General features: G+C 60.0%; 17 protein-coding genes. 12 read left to right on the top strand and 5 right to left on the bottom strand.

From position 1 onward, the window contains the following. Positions 1 to 2 precede the first annotated feature (2 nt). The 6 genes from ACP7EE_RS24320 to ACP7EE_RS24295 all read left to right on the top strand — a co-directional run bounded on the left by ACP7EE_RS24320 (position 3) and on the right by ACP7EE_RS24295 (position 7,572). Complete coding sequence (locus ACP7EE_RS24320; protein WP_426206563.1) at positions 3 to 743, top strand: response regulator; 741 nt, start codon at positions 3 to 5, stop codon at positions 741 to 743. After that, positions 740 to 2,044, top strand: a complete 1,305-nt coding sequence (locus ACP7EE_RS24315) for an ATP-binding protein (protein WP_426237283.1) — start codon at positions 740 to 742, stop codon at positions 2,042 to 2,044. Before ACP7EE_RS24320 ends, ACP7EE_RS24315 begins: the two co-directional genes overlap by 4 nt. A 93-nt stretch (positions 2,045 to 2,137) precedes the next feature. After that, entirely contained in the window at positions 2,138 to 4,318 is a 2,181-nt protein-coding gene (locus tag ACP7EE_RS24310) for a hypothetical protein (protein ID WP_426237281.1), read from the top strand. Then, positions 4,305 to 5,339, top strand: coding sequence for an NAD(P)/FAD-dependent oxidoreductase (locus tag ACP7EE_RS24305; protein WP_426237279.1), 1,035 nt, complete (start codon positions 4,305 to 4,307; stop codon positions 5,337 to 5,339). The genes ACP7EE_RS24310 and ACP7EE_RS24305 overlap by 14 nt, the downstream gene beginning before the upstream one ends. Positions 5,340 to 5,636: 297 nt before the next feature. Beyond that, the gene (locus tag ACP7EE_RS24300; protein WP_426237277.1) at positions 5,637 to 6,683 is read left to right on the top strand and encodes a class I SAM-dependent methyltransferase; all 1,047 of its coding nucleotides are present in this window, start codon (positions 5,637 to 5,639) and stop codon (positions 6,681 to 6,683) included. 49 nt (positions 6,684 to 6,732) lie between these two features. Then, positions 6,733 to 7,572, top strand: a complete 840-nt coding sequence (locus ACP7EE_RS24295; protein WP_426237275.1) for an NAD-dependent protein deacetylase — start codon at positions 6,733 to 6,735, stop codon at positions 7,570 to 7,572. Positions 7,573 to 7,729: 157 nt separating this feature from the next. Here the strand turns inward: ACP7EE_RS24295 and ACP7EE_RS24290 are convergent, their stop codons facing one another. Continuing rightward, complete coding sequence (locus ACP7EE_RS24290; RefSeq protein ID WP_426237274.1) at positions 7,730 to 8,620, bottom strand: LysR substrate-binding domain-containing protein; 891 nt, start codon at positions 8,618 to 8,620, stop codon at positions 7,730 to 7,732. Between the two features lie 227 nt (positions 8,621 to 8,847). On the opposite strand from ACP7EE_RS24290, the gene ACP7EE_RS24285 reads away from it, so the two are divergent. Genes ACP7EE_RS24285 through ACP7EE_RS24275 form a run of 3 tightly spaced genes read left to right on the top strand, consistent with a single transcriptional unit; the run spans position 8,848 to position 11,429 of the window. Beyond that, positions 8,848 to 9,546 (top strand): CoA transferase subunit A, encoded by a 699-nt coding sequence (locus ACP7EE_RS24285; RefSeq protein WP_426206556.1) that lies wholly within the window; start codon positions 8,848 to 8,850, stop codon positions 9,544 to 9,546. Between the two features lie 24 nt (positions 9,547 to 9,570). Then, complete coding sequence (locus ACP7EE_RS24280; RefSeq protein ID WP_420649490.1) at positions 9,571 to 10,236, top strand: CoA transferase subunit B; 666 nt, start codon at positions 9,571 to 9,573, stop codon at positions 10,234 to 10,236. Positions 10,237 to 10,247: 11 nt separating this feature from the next. Next, entirely contained in the window at positions 10,248 to 11,429 is a 1,182-nt protein-coding gene (locus tag ACP7EE_RS24275) for an acetyl-CoA C-acetyltransferase (protein ID WP_426237272.1), read from the top strand. Between the two features lie 214 nt (positions 11,430 to 11,643). On the opposite strand, the gene ACP7EE_RS24270 is transcribed toward ACP7EE_RS24275, so the two are convergent. Further along, positions 11,644 to 12,174, bottom strand: coding sequence for a chalcone isomerase family protein (locus tag ACP7EE_RS24270; RefSeq protein ID WP_426206554.1), 531 nt, complete (start codon positions 12,172 to 12,174; stop codon positions 11,644 to 11,646). A 143-nt stretch (positions 12,175 to 12,317) separates the two neighbouring features. Between ACP7EE_RS24270 and ACP7EE_RS24265 the strand changes: the two genes are divergently transcribed. Together ACP7EE_RS24265 and ACP7EE_RS24260 are read left to right on the top strand one after the other, a co-directional pair. Beyond that, a complete protein-coding gene (locus ACP7EE_RS24265; RefSeq protein WP_426237270.1) occupies positions 12,318 to 13,085 on the top strand; it encodes a hypothetical protein in 768 nt (255 codons plus the stop codon). Positions 13,086 to 13,171: 86 nt separating this feature from the next. Further along, positions 13,172 to 13,738: a hypothetical protein gene (locus ACP7EE_RS24260; RefSeq protein WP_426206552.1), complete on the top strand. Its 567-nt coding sequence runs from the start codon at positions 13,172 to 13,174 to the stop codon at positions 13,736 to 13,738. 3 nt (positions 13,739 to 13,741) lie between these two features. On the opposite strand, the gene ACP7EE_RS24255 is transcribed toward ACP7EE_RS24260, so the two are convergent. The 3 genes from ACP7EE_RS24255 to ACP7EE_RS24245 form a co-directional block, all read right to left on the bottom strand. Continuing rightward, on the bottom strand, positions 13,742 to 14,458 hold the full coding sequence (locus tag ACP7EE_RS24255; protein WP_426237268.1) for an alpha/beta hydrolase: 717 nt from the start codon (positions 14,456 to 14,458) through the stop codon (positions 13,742 to 13,744). A 140-nt stretch (positions 14,459 to 14,598) separates the two neighbouring features. Next, positions 14,599 to 15,378, bottom strand: coding sequence for an ABC transporter substrate-binding protein (locus ACP7EE_RS24250; protein WP_426237266.1), 780 nt, complete (start codon positions 15,376 to 15,378; stop codon positions 14,599 to 14,601). A gap of 224 nt (positions 15,379 to 15,602) precedes the next feature. After that, positions 15,603 to 16,037 (bottom strand): rhodanese-like domain-containing protein, encoded by a 435-nt coding sequence (locus ACP7EE_RS24245; RefSeq protein WP_426237264.1) that lies wholly within the window; start codon positions 16,035 to 16,037, stop codon positions 15,603 to 15,605. Positions 16,038 to 16,139: 102 nt separating this feature from the next. On the opposite strand from ACP7EE_RS24245, the gene ftrA reads away from it, so the two are divergent. Further along, the gene (gene ftrA / locus ACP7EE_RS24240) at positions 16,140 to 17,114 is read left to right on the top strand and encodes a transcriptional regulator FtrA (RefSeq protein WP_426206549.1); all 975 of its coding nucleotides are present in this window, start codon (positions 16,140 to 16,142) and stop codon (positions 17,112 to 17,114) included. The last annotated feature ends 63 nt before the right edge of the window (positions 17,115 to 17,177 follow it).

The following is a 17,177-nucleotide window of genomic DNA, read 5'->3' as shown; positions in this document are numbered from 1 at the left end:
CCATGGATCATGTCGATCACATTCTCATCGTCGACGACGACCGCGAGATTCGCGAACTGGTCGGCAATTACCTGAAGAAAAACGGCCTGCGCACTACCGTGGTCGCTGATGGCCGGCAGATGCGCAGTTTTCTCGAAACCAACACGGTCGATCTGATCGTGCTTGACCTGATGATGCCCGGCGACGATGGCCTGGTTCTGTGTCGCGAACTACGCGCAGGCAAACACAAGGCCACGCCGGTATTGATGCTCACCGCGCGCAACGATGAAACCGACCGCATCGTCGGTCTGGAAATGGGTGCCGACGACTACCTGACCAAACCCTTCGCCGCTCGCGAGTTGCTGGCCCGGATCAACGCCGTGATGCGCCGCACGCGGATGCTGCCGCCGAATCTGATCGTGACTGAAAGCGGTCGGCTGCTGGCGTTCGGTCGCTGGCAGCTTGATACCTCGGCCCGGCATCTGCTCGACAGCGACGGCACCATGGTTGCCCTCAGCGGCGCGGAATATCGACTGTTGCGGGTATTTCTCGATCATCCGCAACGGGTATTGAGCCGCGATCAATTGCTCAATCTGACTCAGGGTCGTGACGCCGATCTGTTCGACCGTTCCATTGATTTGCTGGTGAGTCGCTTGCGCCAGCGCTTGCTCGACGACGCGCGTGAGCCGGCCTACATCAAAACCGTGCGCAGCGAAGGTTATGTGTTCTCGCTGCCGGTGGAAATTCTCGGTGCGCCGGCATGAGTTTCGCCCTGCGCTGGCCGCGCACCCTGGCTTCGCGAGTGTCGCTGATCTTTTTGATCGGGCTGATCCTGGCGCAGGCGCTGTCGTTCGGCGCGCAGTATTACGAGCGCTATCAAAGCGCGAAAAACACCATGCTCGGCAACCTCGAAACCGACGTGTCGACTTCAATTGCCATACTCGACCGTTTGCCCGCCGAAGAACGCCCGGCGTGGCTCAAGCGCCTGGCTCGCAACAACTACGGCTACCTGCTGAGCGAGGGTGAACCGGGTACACCTATCGGCCCTGGCGATGTGCCGATTGCAGTCACCTCGATCACCGATGCAATTGGTGATGCCTATCCGCTGACCTTCACCGACATCCCCGGCCCGCAAAAGCACTTTCAGGGCCACCTGCGCCTGAGCGATGGCAGCCCGGTGACCATCGACGTGCGCCCGGCGATGGTGCCGCTGTCGCCATGGTTGCCGGTGGTTTTGCTCGGGCACTTGGCGCTGATGCTCGCCTGCACCTGGCTGGCGGTGCGCATCGCCATCCGCCCGCTCACGCGTCTGGCCAACGCCGTGGAAACGCTTGACCCCAACGCCCACCCGATCAACCTCGACGAACAAGGCCCGAGCGAAGTGGCCTACGCCGCCCGCGCCTTCAACGCGATGCAGGCGAGGATTGCTGCGTATCTCAAGGAACGCATGCAACTGCTGGCGGCGATCTCCCATGACCTGCAGACGCCGATCACCCGCATGAAACTGCGCGCCGAGTTCATGGACGACTCGCTGGAAAAGGACAAGCTGTGCAACGACCTTGGCGAGATGGAGCATCTGGTGCGGGAGGGCGTGGCCTATGCGCGCAGCATCCACGGTTCGACCGAGGAAAGTCGGCGTACTGATCTGGACTCGTTTCTCGACAGCCTGGTATTCGACTATCAAGACATGGGTAAGGACGTGCAATTGCGCGGCAAAAGTCAGGTGGTGATCGACACTCGCCCACATGCGTTGCGTCGGGTGCTGGTGAATCTGACGGATAACGCGTTGAAATTCGCCGGTGCGGCGGAGCTGCTGGTTGAACGCAACAGTGGCGGTCTCTCGATCAAGGTCATGGATCGCGGACCGGGGATTGCCGAAGACGAGTTGGTCCACGTGATGGAGCCGTTTTACCGCGTGGAAAACTCGCGTAATCGCAGCACGGGCGGCACGGGACTTGGACTGGCGATTGCCCAGCAACTGGCGATGGCCCTGGGGGGATCGTTGGTATTGAGCAATAGGGAACGTGGCGGACTGTGCGTCGAGCTGAAGTTGCCATCAAGCTGAGCGCCATCGGTCGCTACTGTCAGATCTGACAGTAGCCGACCACGCGAAATTGCTGTGGGATAACAACCTCGCTCAACCGTCGCGTGGTCATCCATGTCTCTGCTCGATACCGTTGCCCAAGCCTGTCGACGACTTGCACCCTACGGCTGGCATTCCCTGATGCTCGCGCATGGCCTCGACATCCTCGCGGTTCCACTCAAGGCCGAATTGCTCAAACCGCTGCGTATCAACCGCAAGGTTCCCGGTTTCGCAGATTTTTGTATGGCCGGCAATCGGGCGATCGAACCGTTGCGGCCAGAGCAAAGCCTGCTCTACCACGCATTTGCTTCACCTCGCGTGACCGTAGATGCCAGCGGAGCACCGCTGCGAACGTATCCCTCCCCTGCAGAGATCGAAGCGGTTCTGAATTATGTGTTCGGCGTCAATCCGCCCACGCTCAGAGATCTGCAGAGACAAGTTCAAGACGCGCCGCTGGCGGTGGCAGTATTCGCCAGCGAATACCGCTGCGCCGCCGACACCGTGCACGGCGAGCACGCTGATCTGTGTTTTTCCCGTACAGGCATAGCGCGTGTCGGCAACACCGACGCGTTGTATAACCCCCAACTGCGCTGTTTTTTGCCGTTTGTGGAAGATTCTGCGTATGGCATCCGAGTGATGCCGGTGCAATACAGCGCCTGGATTGCCGTGCAACTCCAAGGAAACGCCGAACAGTTCGGGCCGATGGATTTCCAGTCGGACGTCGATCCCGCACTGAAATTCTGGGTGCCGATACACAAGTTGTTCAATGGCAAGGAATGCCTCGCTCGGCACGATCTGAAGCTGAAGTTCGAGCATTTTCATATCAACGACAAGATTCGTCATATACACCTGCGCCACACCGGGACAGGATGGCAGGAGCCGGATATTTCCCGGGCGCCCTTTCTCGTCACCGACGGTCTGGCAACGTTGAAGGTCGAACCTGGATCGGGATCGGCTCTGCTGCTGCCTGAGGCCAAACCCCGACTCGCCGAACCGGCATATTACCAGGGGCAATTGCTGTCCTTCGTCATGCCCAAAAACTCCGGAGGCATGATTCATGGCCGATCGATGCTGCACGACGATGGCACAGTAGAGGATCTCAACCTTCGAGTTGGCGTGGCCGAGTTGGTGAAACAAGGTGGATATCGCGCCTTGCATTATCAGGACAGCACAGCCGATGGATACATCCGCGCCCGGTGTACGGCACTGCAACAGTTGTTATCGATAGCCGCCTATTCGATCATTGGGCCCATGGATTTTTTCCCGTTCTGCAACCAGCGGCGCCTGATGCGCTGGGCGCAACAGGTGCCGGCCTTTGCCGACCCGAACATCTGGAATGCCCGACTGGAGGCCTTGTCAAATGTGCGCTACTGCGCCAATTTGACGTTCGAGGGTCTGCCCTTTTCCCCTCAGGATCGGGGAGTGACGGCAATTGTCGGATTACCACACCAGTCTGGCACGCCATCCTCCGATAACCTGCGCTTGGCCGAGATTGACCGTCCAACTAACCTGCCGGATGGTTCCGCCGGACTTTTCGCTCCGGGTTGGGATGCAGGCTGGATTCGTCAACAGGAACCGGATGGCAGTTGGATCAATTTCCTCGCCGGTTATCAGTTGGCGAGTCCTTTCACCGAGGATGTGAAAATTTGCTCGGCGCTGAGTTCTTTCTGGCCCGGTCTGGTCCCGGACGGTACCGGCAGTTTCGAGCAGCGCGCCAGCCTACATACCATCATCCCGGTATCCAGTGCAGAATCCGGAGTGAGCGGTATCGCCTGGGACAATCAGCCCACCCCGCAACTGATAGAGGATGAAGGTCAGACGTACGTTCGCTACGGTGCTTACGACCATAGCGACTACACCAGAGTCGCCGTTGCTAACAAGTTCTCCTTGCAACTGACCGGCGCGGTTACACAACAGCAATACCAAAACCGGGTGCTCTCGATGTACCGCGTGTACAACGTGCTCGGGGCCGGCACCGACAAGGTCCTGCGCAGCTTGTGGCCGCTGCGTTCCTTCATTGATGTTCAGTGCCCGGACGCAGAGCTGTCGGTTGCACAACAGCAGGTAGGCCTGGTGTTGCAAGGCTGGATCTATCGCTTCCATGTGTACGAACGGGGCGCCGAAAGCACACCTCCTGAAGATTTCAAATTGAGGGATGTGCAGGTCAAACAACAGGTTCTGCTGTTCGTCAGTGCCGATACGATACTGATCAAAACGCAAAATGCCGAATGGCAACTCGCCCTTGAAGCCCTTTGACGCAGTGGTGATCGGCGCCGGCCCGGCGGGGTGTGCGGTGGCAATCACTTGCGCTCTGCGCGGTCTGCGCGTGGCGCTGGTCGAACGCCATACGTTCCCACGGTTTCGACCTGGCGAAAGTCTGCATCCGGGCATCGAACCACTGCTGCAGCAATTGGGTATCGCCGGGCAATTGTGCTTGCAAGATGCCCTGCGCTTCGACGGGCACTGGGTGCAATGGAGCGAGCCGCTGCGTTTCCACGCGTTTGGTGGCGACGATAGTGGTCCGTGGCGGGGCTTCCAGATTGCCCGGGCAAGCCTGGACGCGACGTTATTGCAGCGCACCGTAGCGCTCGGGGTTACGGTGCATCAACCGTGTCGTGCACTCAAGGTGCTCACCCACGACAATCGCGTGACCGGCGTACACACTGATTCAGGCCCCGTCTACGCCGATTTCCTGATCGATGCCAGCGGCGCATCAGCATGGTTGCATCGCCAGTTGGGCTTGGCCTTGCGCCGCTGTTCACCACGCCTGGTGGCACGTTACGGTTACGTTCAGGGTTGTCCGGCGCCCTATCAACAGGCTCCGCATTTATTCGCCGAAGACGGTGGATGGACATGGGTCGCCAGGGTGCAGGAGCAGTTGACGCACTGGACCCATCTGGCATTTGACGTACACAACCCGCACGCGCCAAGCGTTCCCGAAGCGTTGCGACACTTGCCCTCGAAGGGTGCCATCCTGGGCGCCGATGTCTCGTGGCGTATCAGCACTGCGGCGGCCGCCAGCGGTTACTTCATGGTTGGCGACGCGGCCAGCCTGCTCGATCCGGCGTCTTCTCACGGTGTACTCAAGGCCCTGATCACCGGCATGCAGGCGGGTCAAGCGGTATACGATTGCCTTGAGCACCCCGTTGTGCAGCATTCAGCGCAGAAGCAATACCGTCACTGGCTTGGCACCTGGTTTGAGCACGACATGACGCAACTGCGCCGTTTCTACGAACTTCACCCCAATCCTCCAGGCTGGTTGATCCCCCGGATTTGATTCAGACGACGCCCACTACAGCCTCCTCATGCATCTGCCGCAGCAATGCCAAACCGAGACCTGCACCGGCCGCTCTCCGCGAAGAGGCCGGAACAGTCAACATCTTCAGCACTTACTTGACGCCATCGCGGGCAAGCCCGCTCCCACAGGATTAAAGAACGGCTAGACTCTGTAATTACCCAGTCGAGGGGGCCGCAGGCGTCGTGAGCCCTGCCCGTTTCCACGACCACCGCCCGGTGGTGCATGCCTCGACTCCCAACGCCACCGGACTGTGATCCTGTATCAGGAGCACATGACATGGACGAGGCCAGACTCAACGAATTCATGGGCAAGCTGGTCAACGACATGGGCGGCGCAGCGATGCTCGCCAATGTCATCCTCGGCGAAGAACTTGGGCTGTATCGAGCGATGGCCGACAGCCAACCGATCAGCGCCGAATCCCTTGCCGAAAAAACCGCCTGCAATGCGCGGCTGCTGCGCGAATGGCTCAGCGCCCACGCTGCTTCCGGCTACATGGAACACCTTGACGGCAAATTCCGCCTGCCGGAAGAACAAGCGCTGGCCCTGGCCAAAGAAGACTCCTCGGTGTACGTCGCCGCGGGTCTCGGCGTGGTGGCGGCGCTGTTTCATGACAAAGACAAAATGGTCAAAGCCATGCGCGGCAGCGGCGCGCTGGCGTGGGGCGACCACCATCCGTGCATGTTCAGCGGCACCGAACGGTTTTTCCGCCCCGGCTATAAAGGGCATTTGATTGCCGAATGGTTGCCGGCGCTGGACGGTGTCGTGGCGAAACTCGAAGCAGGCGCGAAAGTCGCCGATGTCGGCTGTGGACATGGTGCATCCACGGTGATCATGGCGCAGGCTTATCCCAACTCGCGGTTCGACGGTTTCGACTATCACGCGCCGTCAATCACTGTCGCCACTCAGCGTGCAGAAGAAGGTGGTGTGAGCAGCCGGGCCCAGTTCTTTCAGGGCTCGGCGAAAAATTTTCCCGGCGAGGATTACGACCTCGTGTGCTTTTTTGATTGCCTGCACGACATGGGCGACCCGGTCGGCGCGGCGAAGCATGCTTATGCATCGTTGAAAGATGACGGCACGGTGCTGCTGGTCGAGCCGTTCGCCAACGATACGCTGGATGAAAACATCACCCCGGTCGGACGGTTGTTTTACGCGGCCTCGACGTTCATCTGCACGCCGAACTCACTGTCGCAAGAAGTTGGCCTCGGGCTGGGTGCGCAGGCCGGTGAGGCGCGGTTGCGCAAGGTGTTCAGCGAGGCCGGATTCAGACAGTTCCGCCGCGCGACGCAGACACCGTTCAACCTGATTCTGGAGGCGCGTAAATAATCTCGAGTGCTACTCTGCTGGCACCTCAACGCCTGCGGAGCGCTGCCTCATGCCCGACTCTCTCGACTACGTGCTCGAAGCCATGGCCGGCGGCGACTTTGTGGTGCTGACCGGCGCGGGCATCAGCACCGCGTCGGGTATTCCTGACTACCGCGACAGCGACGGTGTACGCCGTGGCCGGCAGCCGATGATGTATCAGGAATTCCTATCCGCCCCTGAATCGCGCCGCCGCTATTGGGCGCGGGCAATGCTCGGCTGGCCGCGGGTGCGCGTGGCGCGGCCGAATGCAGCGCACGAGGCTCTGGCGAATCTGCAAAGCCATGGGCGGATCAGCGGTCTGATCACGCAGAACGTCGACACCTTGCACGATCAGGCCGGCAGTCATGACGTGGTCGAGTTGCATGGCAGTCTGCATCGGGTGCTGTGTCTGGATTGCGGAGAGCGCAGCGAGCGTGATGCGATTCAGCAACTGATGGAAGCGCAGAATCCTTATCTGGCCGGAGTCGACGCGGTGCAGGCGCCGGACGGCGATACCTTGCTCGATTCTGCCTTTGAAGCGCGGTTTCAGGTGCCGCACTGTCCGTATTGCGCGGGCGAGCGGATGAAGCCGGATGTGGTGTTTTTTGGTGAAAACGTGGCCCAGGCCACAGCGGCCAAGGCGATGGCTGCGGCGGAGAATGCAGCGGGGATGTTGGTGGTTGGATCGTCGTTGATGGCGTATTCGGCGTTTCACTTGTGCCGGGTGATCGCGGATCGCGGCAAGCCGTTGATTGCGATCAATCTGGGCAAGACGCGGGCGGATGATTTGCTGGATTTGAAGATTGAAGGGGTTTGTGAGGAGGTGTTGCCACTGTTGGCGGCAGGCCTTGGATCGATGCCCTCACCCTAGCCCTCTCCCAGAGGTAGAGGGGACTGACGGTGTTGTTTGGGCGAGGTACATCGACCTGAAATATCGAGTCGAACTCAAGTCTTGAACGTCACTCAATCAGCTCCCTTCCCCCCTCGCCCCCCTTGGGGGAGAGGGTTGGGGTGAGGGGGCAGCGATCTCACTGACAAACAAATTCCTCAGCCTTGAGAATGTCGAATAGCGCCTGCGCCGCCGCCGACAATTCATTCCCCGGCTCCGTCAGCACGCCAATCGCCCGCTCCACCACAGGCTCATGCAACGTCAGACACCGCGCGCCCAGCTCGCGCATCTGCCCCGCGCACAACGCCGGTACCGCGCTCACGCCCAGGCCACTGGCAACCATCCGCCCGATCGTCGCCAGTTGATGGCTTTCAAATTCCACCGGTAACTTCATCCCTCGCGCCTGCAAGTGTTCTTCCAGCATCACGCGCACAGTCGATGGCCGTTGCAAGGTAATGAACGGTTGCTGCAGCAGGGTTTCCCAGTCGATATCAGTACGCTCGGCCCACGGTGAATCCTGTGGCACCACCGCAACGAAGCGGTCCATATACAGCGGCGTAAAGGTCAGTGAAGTGCTCTGCATCGGCTCGAACGCCACGCCCAGCTCGACCTGCCGATCACGCACCATTTCATGCACCTGTTCGTTGATCACGTCGTTGACCGTCACGCTGACGTTCGGATACAGCGCGCGGAAGGTCTTGAGAATCGGCGGCAGCAGGTTGCCGGCAAACGACGGCATCGCCGCCAGCGTCACGCGCCCGCGTTGCAGGCTGAAGCGCTGACGCATTTCGTCTTCAGCGTTGTCCCAATCGGCGATCAACCGGCGGGCCAGCGGCAGTAACGCTTCGCCTTCCGGAGTCAGCGCCACGTTGCGCGTGTTGCGGCTGAACAGCCGCCCGCCCAGCCCCTCCTCCAGCGCCTTGATCGTCAGACTGAGCGCCGATTGCGACAGGTGTAGACGCTCGCAAGCGACCGCAAAGCTGAGGCTCTGAGCCACAGCAAGAAAGGCGCGAATCTGTTTGATGGTCATACCGAAAACACCCCATTTTGTGTAGGAGCTGCCGAAGGCTGCGATCTTTTGACTTTAAAGTTCAAGATCAACAGATCGCAGCCTGCGGCAGCTCCTACAAAAGCTCAATTTCAATTATTGAGCTTTATCAATCAATCAACCGTAAAAATCAACTTAACAAATATATCCACCGGCGCGACACTCCAGTCACTCGGCTAGCCAGCCTACAAACAATAAAAGAGGTGCATATGGCAGGTTTCGACAAGCGCGTGTATTCCTACGAGGAAGCTCTCGCCGGACTTGAAGACGGCATGACCGTAATCGCCGGTGGCTTCGGTCTGTGCGGCATTCCGGAAAACCTGATCGCCGAGATCAAGCGCAAAGGCACCCGCGACCTCACCGTCGTTTCCAACAACTGCGGCGTCGATGGCTTTGGCCTTGGAGTACTGCTCACCGACCGCCAGATCAGCAAGGTTGTCGCCTCTTACGTCGGCGAAAACAAATTGTTCGAAGAACAGCTGCTCAGCGGCGAAATCGAAGTCGTCCTGACCCCGCAAGGCACTCTCGCCGAAAAAATGCGCGCGGGCGGCGCCGGCATCCCGGCATTCTTCACCGCCACCGGCGTCGGCACTCCGGTTGCCGATGGCAAGGAAGTGCGTGAATTCAACGGTCGCAAGTACCTGATGGAAGAATCCATCACCGGCGACTTCGCCATCGTCAAAGGCTGGAAAGCCGACCACTTCGGCAACGTCATCTATCGCCACACCGCGCAGAACTTCAATCCGCTGGCCGCCACTGCCGGCAAGATCACCGTGGTCGAAGTCGAAGAAATCGTCGAGCCCGGCGAGCTCGATCCGGCGCACATCCACACGCCCGGCATCTACGTCGACCGGGTCATTTGCGGCACGTTCGAAAAACGCATCGAACAGCGCACCATCCGCAAATAATTCAGGCCTACGGAGAACAACAACATGGCACTTTCCCGCGAACAAATGGCTCAGCGTGTCGCCCGCGAAATGCAGGACGGCTACTACGTGAACCTCGGCATCGGCATTCCGACCCTGGTCGCCAACTACATCCCCGAAGGCATGGAAGTCATGCTGCAATCGGAAAACGGTCTGCTCGGCATGGGTCCTTTTCCGACTGAAGAAACCATCGATGCCGACATGATCAACGCCGGCAAACAAACCGTGACCGCACGCATCGGCGCTTCGATTTTCTCCTCGGCCGAGTCCTTCGCGATGATCCGTGGCGGTCATGTCGACCTGACCGTGCTCGGCGCATTCGAAGTGGACGTCGAAGGCAACATTGCGTCGTGGATGATCCCCGGCAAACTGGTCAAGGGCATGGGCGGTGCCATGGATCTGGTGGCCGGCGCCGACAACATCATCGTCATCATGACCCACGCGTCCAAGGACGGTGAGTCGAAACTGCTGCCACGTTGCAGCCTGCCGCTGACCGGCGCCGGGTGCATCAAGCGCGTGCTGACCGATCTCGCCTATCTGGAAATCGAAAATGGCGCTTTTGTCCTCAAAGAACGCGCACCTGGCGTCAGCATCGAGGAAATCGTCGCCAAAACCGCAGGTAAACTGATCGTCCCGGATCACGTACCGGAAATGCAGTTCGCTGCCCAGTGAGGAATTCGCACATGCAAGACGTCGTAATTGTTGCCGCCACGCGCACCGCGATCGGCAGTTTTCAGGGTTCGCTGGCCAGCGTATCCGCCGTAGACCTGGGCGCTGCAGTAATCCGTCAGTTGCTCGAACAAACCGGTCTGGACGGTACGCAGGTCGATGAAGTGATCATGGGCCAGGTGCTGACTGCCGGCGCCGGCCAGAACCCGGCGCGTCAATCGGCGATCAAGGCCGGCCTGCCCCACGCGGTGCCGGCCATGACGCTGAACAAGGTCTGCGGTTCGGGTTTGAAAGCTTTGCACTTGGGCGCTCAGGCGATTCGTTGCGGCGACGCTGACGTGATCATCGCCGGCGGCCAGGAAAACATGAGCCTGTCCAACTACGTGATGCCTGGCGCACGCACCGGTCTGCGCATGGGGCACGCGCAAATCGTCGACACCATGATCAGCGATGGTCTGTGGGACGCGTTCAACGATTACCACATGGGCATCACTGCCGAAAACCTGGTCGACAAGTATGAAATCAGCCGCGAACAGCAAGACGCGTTCGCCGCTGCGTCCCAGCAGAAAGCTGCTGCTGCCATCCAGGCCGGGCGTTTTGTCGATGAAATTACTCCGATCCTGATCCCTCAGCGCAAGGGCGATCCGGTTGCGTTCAAGGTTGATGAGCAACCGCGTGGCGAGACCACGGCCGAATCGCTGGCCAAGCTGCGTCCTGCATTCAAAAAGGACGGCAGCGTCACTGCTGGCAATGCTTCGTCGCTGAATGACGGTGCTGCTGCGGTCATCCTGATGAGCGCCGAGAAAGCCAAGGCCCTCGGCCTGCCGGTGCTGGCGAAAATCGCTGCCTACGCCAACGCCGGGGTTGATCCAGCAATCATGGGCATCGGTCCGGTGTCGGCGACTCGCCGCTGCCTGGACAAGGCCGGTTGGTCAATCGAGCAACTTGATCTGATCGAAGCCAACGAAGCCTTCGCTGCGCAATCGCTGGCAGTGGCCAAGGACCTGCAGTGGGACATGAACAAGGTCAACGTCAACGGCGGCGCCATCGCCCTCGGCCATCCGATTGGCGCTTCGGGCTGCCGCGTGCTGGTGACGCTGTTGCATGAAATGATCAAGCGCGATGCGAAGAAAGGTCTGGCGACCCTGTGCATTGGCGGCGGTCAAGGCGTGGCACTGGCGCTGGAACGCGCTTAAGCCAAAACGAGCACTACAGAGTTTTACATAGCCTCTGTGGCGAGGGAGCTTGCTCCCGCTCCAGTGCGCAGCGCTGGCAAAAATCTCTGTTCACACGAAGATTTTCAGGGGCCGCTTCGCAGCCCAGCGGGAGCAAGCTCCCTCGCCACAATTGGTATTCCAGTCTGTTTCAGCATGCAGGCTGATTCCAGCCCGTGCCCGACAGCACCGGAACTCACTTACCCAACAACTGCCGGCGCAATTCGGGATTGCGCGTGCGAGGATCCAGCCAGATATCGAAAAACGCCCGGGCGAACTGCGGATCGTCAATTTCATGCTGCAGGCGCTGACCGACGAAGAACTGCGCGCCCTCCCCTGGCAGATAAACACCGGTGATTCGCGTCCCGGCCTGCACGTCGACAAACGCCTGCTGCATCTGCGTCTGCCAGCCGGCCAGTTGCGCGGGGCTGACAGCGGAACCGGCCAACCGCTTGATCTCATCGACACTCGCCTGCACCAGATCATCGCGGGAAATGTTGCGCTGATAGATCAGCTCCAGCGCAAACGGTTGGCCCTCCGCCAGCGGTCGCGTCGTGCTCCACAGTCGCGCGTTGTACACGTCGAAACCGAACACGCTGAACTCCCCGGTGCCGATGATCTGCGCGCCGGGCACCGCTTCCTGCCAATTGGCCGACGCTGGCGAGATCAGCAGCGCTAACAATCCAATGCCGCAGAATTTGCGTAACACCTTCGGCACTTTGTTCATTGCGGCATCAACTCCAGGACGTTCGTTAATCAGAGTTTAGTCGGGTCTGGCCCAAAACTTTGTATACAAAAACTGCATATCCATGCAGCAATCTGCTATTCCCAATGCTAACGTGACGACCTGCCCCCGACGGAGACACCCGCGTGCTGATCCTCAAACTGCTGCTGATTCCCGGATTTCTGCTGCTGATTTCCCTGGCGGGCAAACGTTGGGGGCCGAGCGTGGCCGGATGGCTGTCGGGGTTGCCAGTAGTGGTCGGGCCGATTCTGTTTTTCCTCGCCATTGAACAGGGCACCGCGTTTGCTGCGCAGTCGGCGGTCGCAGCACTGTCGGCAATGTTCGCGATGATTGCGTTTTGCATCACCTACGCGCAGGTCGCGCAGCGGGCGGAGTGGCCGTTGGCGCTGGTCAGTTCGCTGGTAGTTTGGGCCGCGCTGGCAGTGGTGTTATCGCTTATCCCTGCGTCGCTGCCGTTTTCGATTGCCGCCGCTGCGATTGCGCTACTCGCTGCACCATATCTGTTTCCAAAGGTGCAACCGGTGGCCAACAGCAAGGCGCCGAAGTCGGACAAATTGATCTGGCGGATGATCGCCGGCGCCGCGTTGACGCTGGCGGTCACCCTGCTTGCCAGCACGGTTGGCGAACGCTGGAGCGGATTGCTTGCGGTGTTCCCGGTGCTCGGCAGCGTGATGGCGGTGTTCTCGCAGCAGACTCGTGGGCCGGCATTTACCGCAGCGTTGTTAAGGGCCACAGCGACCGGGATGTATTCGTTTTCGGCGTTTTGTCTGGTGTTGGCGCTGACGGTGCCGAGCATGGGTTTTGCCGGGTTCGGCATTGCTGTAGCGGTGTCAGTGGCGATGCTGGGTGTCACCCGCCAGTTGCTGGCCAAACCGGTTGCCGCCCGCGCCTGAACACGCTCAGACAAACCGCTCTGGAGTGCCGGGGGCGCTCCGTGGGATGATCGCCGCCCAAGCGCGACCATCCCTCGGAGATTCGAATGTCATTGCTTAGCAAGAAAACCGTTGTCCTGTTGCTGGCAGCGGTCGTCGGTTTCGCCGCCATTAATGCTCAGGCGGCCAAGGCCAAAGAACAGGCACCGACGCAGAAAGTCTCGCTGCTTGGCGGCAAGTTCACGTTCGTGCTGCCCAAGGGTTTCAGCGCCGATCCGCTGCCAGCCAGCGCGACTGGCGCCACGGGCACGATGTACACCAACCCGACCACCAAGACTGTGGTGATCGCTGCGGAAAACCAGATTCCCGGCGGCAATAACGTCAAGGACAACGACAGCGAGTTCCTCGACGGCACCGTGGCGGATTTCGTCGACGCTCAGCGCAAAGCCCTGCCGGACTTCAACAAGCTCAGCGAAAAAAGCCTGACCCAGAAAGGCAGCGGCCTCGGCCTGCGTGAAGTCGACAGCACCGCCACTCAGGGCGGTGGCCAGACCCTCAACACTACGTTGATGGCCGGTTCCGGCACGCGCATGGCGCTGGTCCAGGTGATTTCCCGCGCCAGCGACAAGAGCGGCCATGACGCACTGATCAGAACCATCCTCAAGGACAAGTGATCGTTACGGGTTGAGCTGTTGCAGCCAGGCGTTCAAGTCGCGCAATTCGGCCGCAGTGATGCTGTGGCCGATGCCCGGATAGGCATGAAATTGCGGCTTGTATGAAAGTTTCTGCAACAGCGCATCGGCTTCGGTGCCCCCGCTGTATGGCACGCGGTCATCCGCCGTGCCGTGGCCGATGAAGATGCTCAGCGGCGGACGCTGTTGATCGGCCTTGAGCTCCGCCTTGAGCACCGGCAGCAGACGCCCGCTCAGCGCCGCAATCCCACCGACCACGGCTGGCTGGCGCAGCCCCACTTCGTAGCTCATCATCGCGCCCTGACTGAAGCCGATCAGGTACACCTTGTCCGGTTGCGCGTGATATTTCTGCGCCGCTGCCGCGATGAACTCGCGCAATTTCTGGCTGCTGAGCTTCAGATCATCGGTTTCGCCGTTGTAGACACCTTCGCCTTTCTTGCGAAACCACTGGAAACGCCCTTCCCCCAGCGACATCGGCGCCTGCACTGACAGGTAGTTGTACTGCTTGGGCAACTGGAATTTCATGCCTATCAGATCCGCTTCGTTACTGCCGTAACCGTGCAGAAAAACCACCAGCGGTCGCGGCTCGGCGTCCGGGTGAACCTGCGCCAGATACTTCAGCGGCAGATCGCCTTGCAGCGTGGTTTGAGCGTGGACGGCGGTCGACGCCAGCAGGGTCAACAGGGCAAACATCTTCAACATGAGCGTTCCTTCACAAGGTGTAATTTTCAGAGCCTAACAGCTCCCACTGATGCCCGCCGTCATGTAGGAGCTGCCTGGATATATCACAGGCACAAAAAAAGTGGCCTCCGCGTTTGCGGGGCCACTTTTTTTACGGCGTATTAATGACCGTAGACGTCGAAGTCAAAATACTTGTCCTGCACTTGCTTGTATTTGCCGTTGGCGCGGATTTCAGTGATGGCGGTGTTGAATTTGTCCGCCAACTCTTTATCGCCCTTGCGTACAGCAATACCGGCGCCACCGCCGAAGTACTTGGCGTCTTCGTAGGTCGGGCCAACGAATTCGAAGCCTTTGCCGGCGTCGGTTTTCAGGAAACCGTCGCTCAAGTTGACCGAGTCGGCCAGCATCGCGTCGAGACGACCGGAAGTAATGTCCAGGTTGGCTTCCTGCTGCGAGCCGTAACGCACCAGTTCGATCCCGGCCGGCACCAGCACTTCGGTGGCGTAGCGGTCGTGGGTACTGGCGCGCAACACGCCGACTTTCTTGCCTTTGAGTTCGGTCAGCGGGTCTTTCACGCCGGAGCCTGCCTTCATCACGAAGCGCGCCGGGGTGTGGTAGTACTTGATGGTGAAGTCGACGTTTTTCTTGCGGTCGTCGGTGATGGTCATCGAGGACAGGATCGCATCGATCTTCTTCACTTTCAGCGCCGGGATCAGGCCGTCGAATTCCTGCTCGACCCACGTGCACTTGACCTTCATCTGCTCGCACAGCGCGTCGCCGATGTCGACGTCGAAGCCGGTCAGCTTGCCGTCAGGGGTTTTCATCGAGAATGGCGGGTAACCGGCTTCGATACCGATGCGGATCGGTTTTGCGTCATCAGCCACAGCCGTCAGAGACAACATCGACAGTGCCAGGGCACCGAACATCACTAGCTTTTTCATTTATTACTCCCGTGTGCGGAGACTTTTATTGGCAGCTTTGGATTCAGCGTTCGGTGATGGCTTTTTAGGAGCAAAAACCGAAGTGGTCGGCAGTCTATGGCGGCGCGCACGGGGCAAATTGTTTTTAAGCGACAATTACTTACATAAAATCGGCGACTGACGGGTGGTAGGAAAAGTGTGCGCCAGAGCGGTGCACACGTTGTAGGACAAAGCCCGATTTTGTCTCAGCAATCACATGGGATGGGCGTAAGCGCCGTTTTTGCCTGGGCCACACTCAACTCGAATCCTTCATCCAGCCACCCGGTCACCCCGCCGATCATTTCCTTGACCGGATAGCCCAGCGCCGCCAGTTTCACCGCCGCCTTGTTCGCGCCGTTGCAGTGCGGGCCTGCGCAATAAACCACAAACAATGTGCTTTTCGAGTAAGCCGCCAGCCCGTCGGCAGTCAACCCGCGCCCCGGAATATTGATCGCCCCCGGCACATGCCCGCGCTCGAAGGCCAGCGGCCCGCGCACGTCCACCAGCACAAAATCGACTTCGCCCGCCTGCTGGCTGCTGAAGACGTCGGAACAATCGGTTTCGAAGGTCAGACGGTTGCTGAAATGCATCAGGGCAATCGCCGACGGGGCGGCAGGGATTTGGCGAACCAGGCTGGTCATGCGGTGTTGCTCCTACATCTGCTTGGGTGTGAACAGACTTTATCGAGCTGATGCTTGCGGCTACAGTGGCGCACAAGACACTCACCGGGAAGTTTCCGCCAAATGCCTGAATCACCTGGATTGGTCGCCATCCTCGCCTACGACGGCCTCTGTACATTCGAGTTCGGCATTGCCGTGGAGATCTTCGGTCTGGCGCGCCCGGAGTTCGATTTCCCTTGGTACGAGCACTGCATCGCTGCGGTTGATCAAGGGCCGATGCGCGCCATGGGCGGCATTCAAATACTCGCGGATGGCGGGCTGGAGCTGTTGGCGCAGGCGCGCACCATCATCATTCCTGGCTGGCGCGATCGCAGTGCTCAAGTGCCGGAAGAATTGCTCGATGCACTGCGACAGGCCCACGCTCGCGGTGCGCGGCTGCTGTCGATCTGCTCAGGCGTGTTTGTACTGGCGGCCAGCGGCTTGCTCGACGGGCATGGCGCGACCACGCACTGGCGCTACACCACAGAACTGGCCGAGCGTTTTCCGGCGATCGCGGTCGATCCGGATGTGCTGTATGTCGACTCCGGCCAGTTGATTACTTCGGCGGGCAGCGCGGCGGGGATCGACGCCTGCCTGCATTTGGTAGCGCGGGACTTCGGCACTCAGGTGGCCAATTCCGTGGCACGGCGGCTGGTGATGTCGCCGCAACGCAGCGGCGGTCAGGCGCAATTCATTCCCACCCCGGTCAGCCCGACGCCGCGCAGCGATCTGTCGCGGGTGATGCAATGGGCACGCGAGCGTTTGCATGAACCGCTGGAAGTGCGCGATCTGGCCAGTGAAGCGGCGATGAGCGAGCGCACGTTTTTGCGCAGGTTCTCCGAGGCTAGCGGCCAATCGCCGAAAGCCTGGCTGCAACATGAACGACTGGCCCGCGCGCGTGAGTTGTTGGAGAGCACCCATCAGAACACCGAGCAGATTGCCGAGCGCTGCGGCTACCGCTCGGTGGAAAGTTTCCGCGTGGCGTTTCGCAGCGTGGTCGGTGTGCCGCCGTCGGTGTATCGCGAGCGCTTTGGGCACAAGGTCAAAGCGATTTCCTGAGCTGAATTTCAGTACGCCATCGCTGGGAAGCCAGCTCCCACAGGGTTTTGTTCTGTACTCAGA

Source organism: Pseudomonas sp. TWP3-2 (assembly GCF_049897765.1).
Lineage (GTDB): Bacteria > Pseudomonadota > Gammaproteobacteria > Pseudomonadales > Pseudomonadaceae > Aquipseudomonas.
The sequence above is the reverse complement of the archived record's forward strand: the minus strand, read 5'-3'. Positions and strand labels throughout refer to the sequence as shown.

What these genes read in the sequence shown, in the direction of transcription:
- ACP7EE_RS24280 (WP_420649490.1), top strand. Translation starts at nt 9,571, where the DNA reads ATGGCACTTTCCCGCGAACAAATGGCTCAGCGTGTCGCCCGCGAAATG.
- ACP7EE_RS24315 (WP_426237283.1), top strand. Translation starts at nt 740, where the DNA reads ATGAGTTTCGCCCTGCGCTGGCCGCGCACCCTGGCTTCGCGAGTGTCG.
- ACP7EE_RS24270 (WP_426206554.1), bottom strand. Translation starts at nt 12,174, where the DNA reads ATGAACAAAGTGCCGAAGGTGTTACGCAAATTCTGCGGCATTGGATTG.
- ACP7EE_RS24260 (WP_426206552.1), top strand. Translation starts at nt 13,172, where the DNA reads ATGTCATTGCTTAGCAAGAAAACCGTTGTCCTGTTGCTGGCAGCGGTC.
- ACP7EE_RS24285 (WP_426206556.1), top strand. Translation starts at nt 8,848, where the DNA reads ATGGCAGGTTTCGACAAGCGCGTGTATTCCTACGAGGAAGCTCTCGCC.
- ACP7EE_RS24275 (WP_426237272.1), top strand. Translation starts at nt 10,248, where the DNA reads ATGCAAGACGTCGTAATTGTTGCCGCCACGCGCACCGCGATCGGCAGT.
- ACP7EE_RS24290 (WP_426237274.1), bottom strand. Translation starts at nt 8,620, where the DNA reads ATGACCATCAAACAGATTCGCGCCTTTCTTGCTGTGGCTCAGAGCCTC.
- ACP7EE_RS24295 (WP_426237275.1), top strand. Translation starts at nt 6,733, where the DNA reads ATGCCCGACTCTCTCGACTACGTGCTCGAAGCCATGGCCGGCGGCGAC.
- ACP7EE_RS24300 (WP_426237277.1), top strand. Translation starts at nt 5,637, where the DNA reads ATGGACGAGGCCAGACTCAACGAATTCATGGGCAAGCTGGTCAACGAC.
- ACP7EE_RS24250 (WP_426237266.1), bottom strand. Translation starts at nt 15,378, where the DNA reads ATGAAAAAGCTAGTGATGTTCGGTGCCCTGGCACTGTCGATGTTGTCT.
- ACP7EE_RS24255 (WP_426237268.1), bottom strand. Translation starts at nt 14,458, where the DNA reads ATGTTGAAGATGTTTGCCCTGTTGACCCTGCTGGCGTCGACCGCCGTC.
- ACP7EE_RS24320 (WP_426206563.1), top strand. Translation starts at nt 3, where the DNA reads ATGGATCATGTCGATCACATTCTCATCGTCGACGACGACCGCGAGATT.
- ACP7EE_RS24310 (WP_426237281.1), top strand. Translation starts at nt 2,138, where the DNA reads ATGTCTCTGCTCGATACCGTTGCCCAAGCCTGTCGACGACTTGCACCC.
- ACP7EE_RS24245 (WP_426237264.1), bottom strand. Translation starts at nt 16,037, where the DNA reads ATGACCAGCCTGGTTCGCCAAATCCCTGCCGCCCCGTCGGCGATTGCC.
- ftrA (WP_426206549.1), top strand. Translation starts at nt 16,140, where the DNA reads ATGCCTGAATCACCTGGATTGGTCGCCATCCTCGCCTACGACGGCCTC.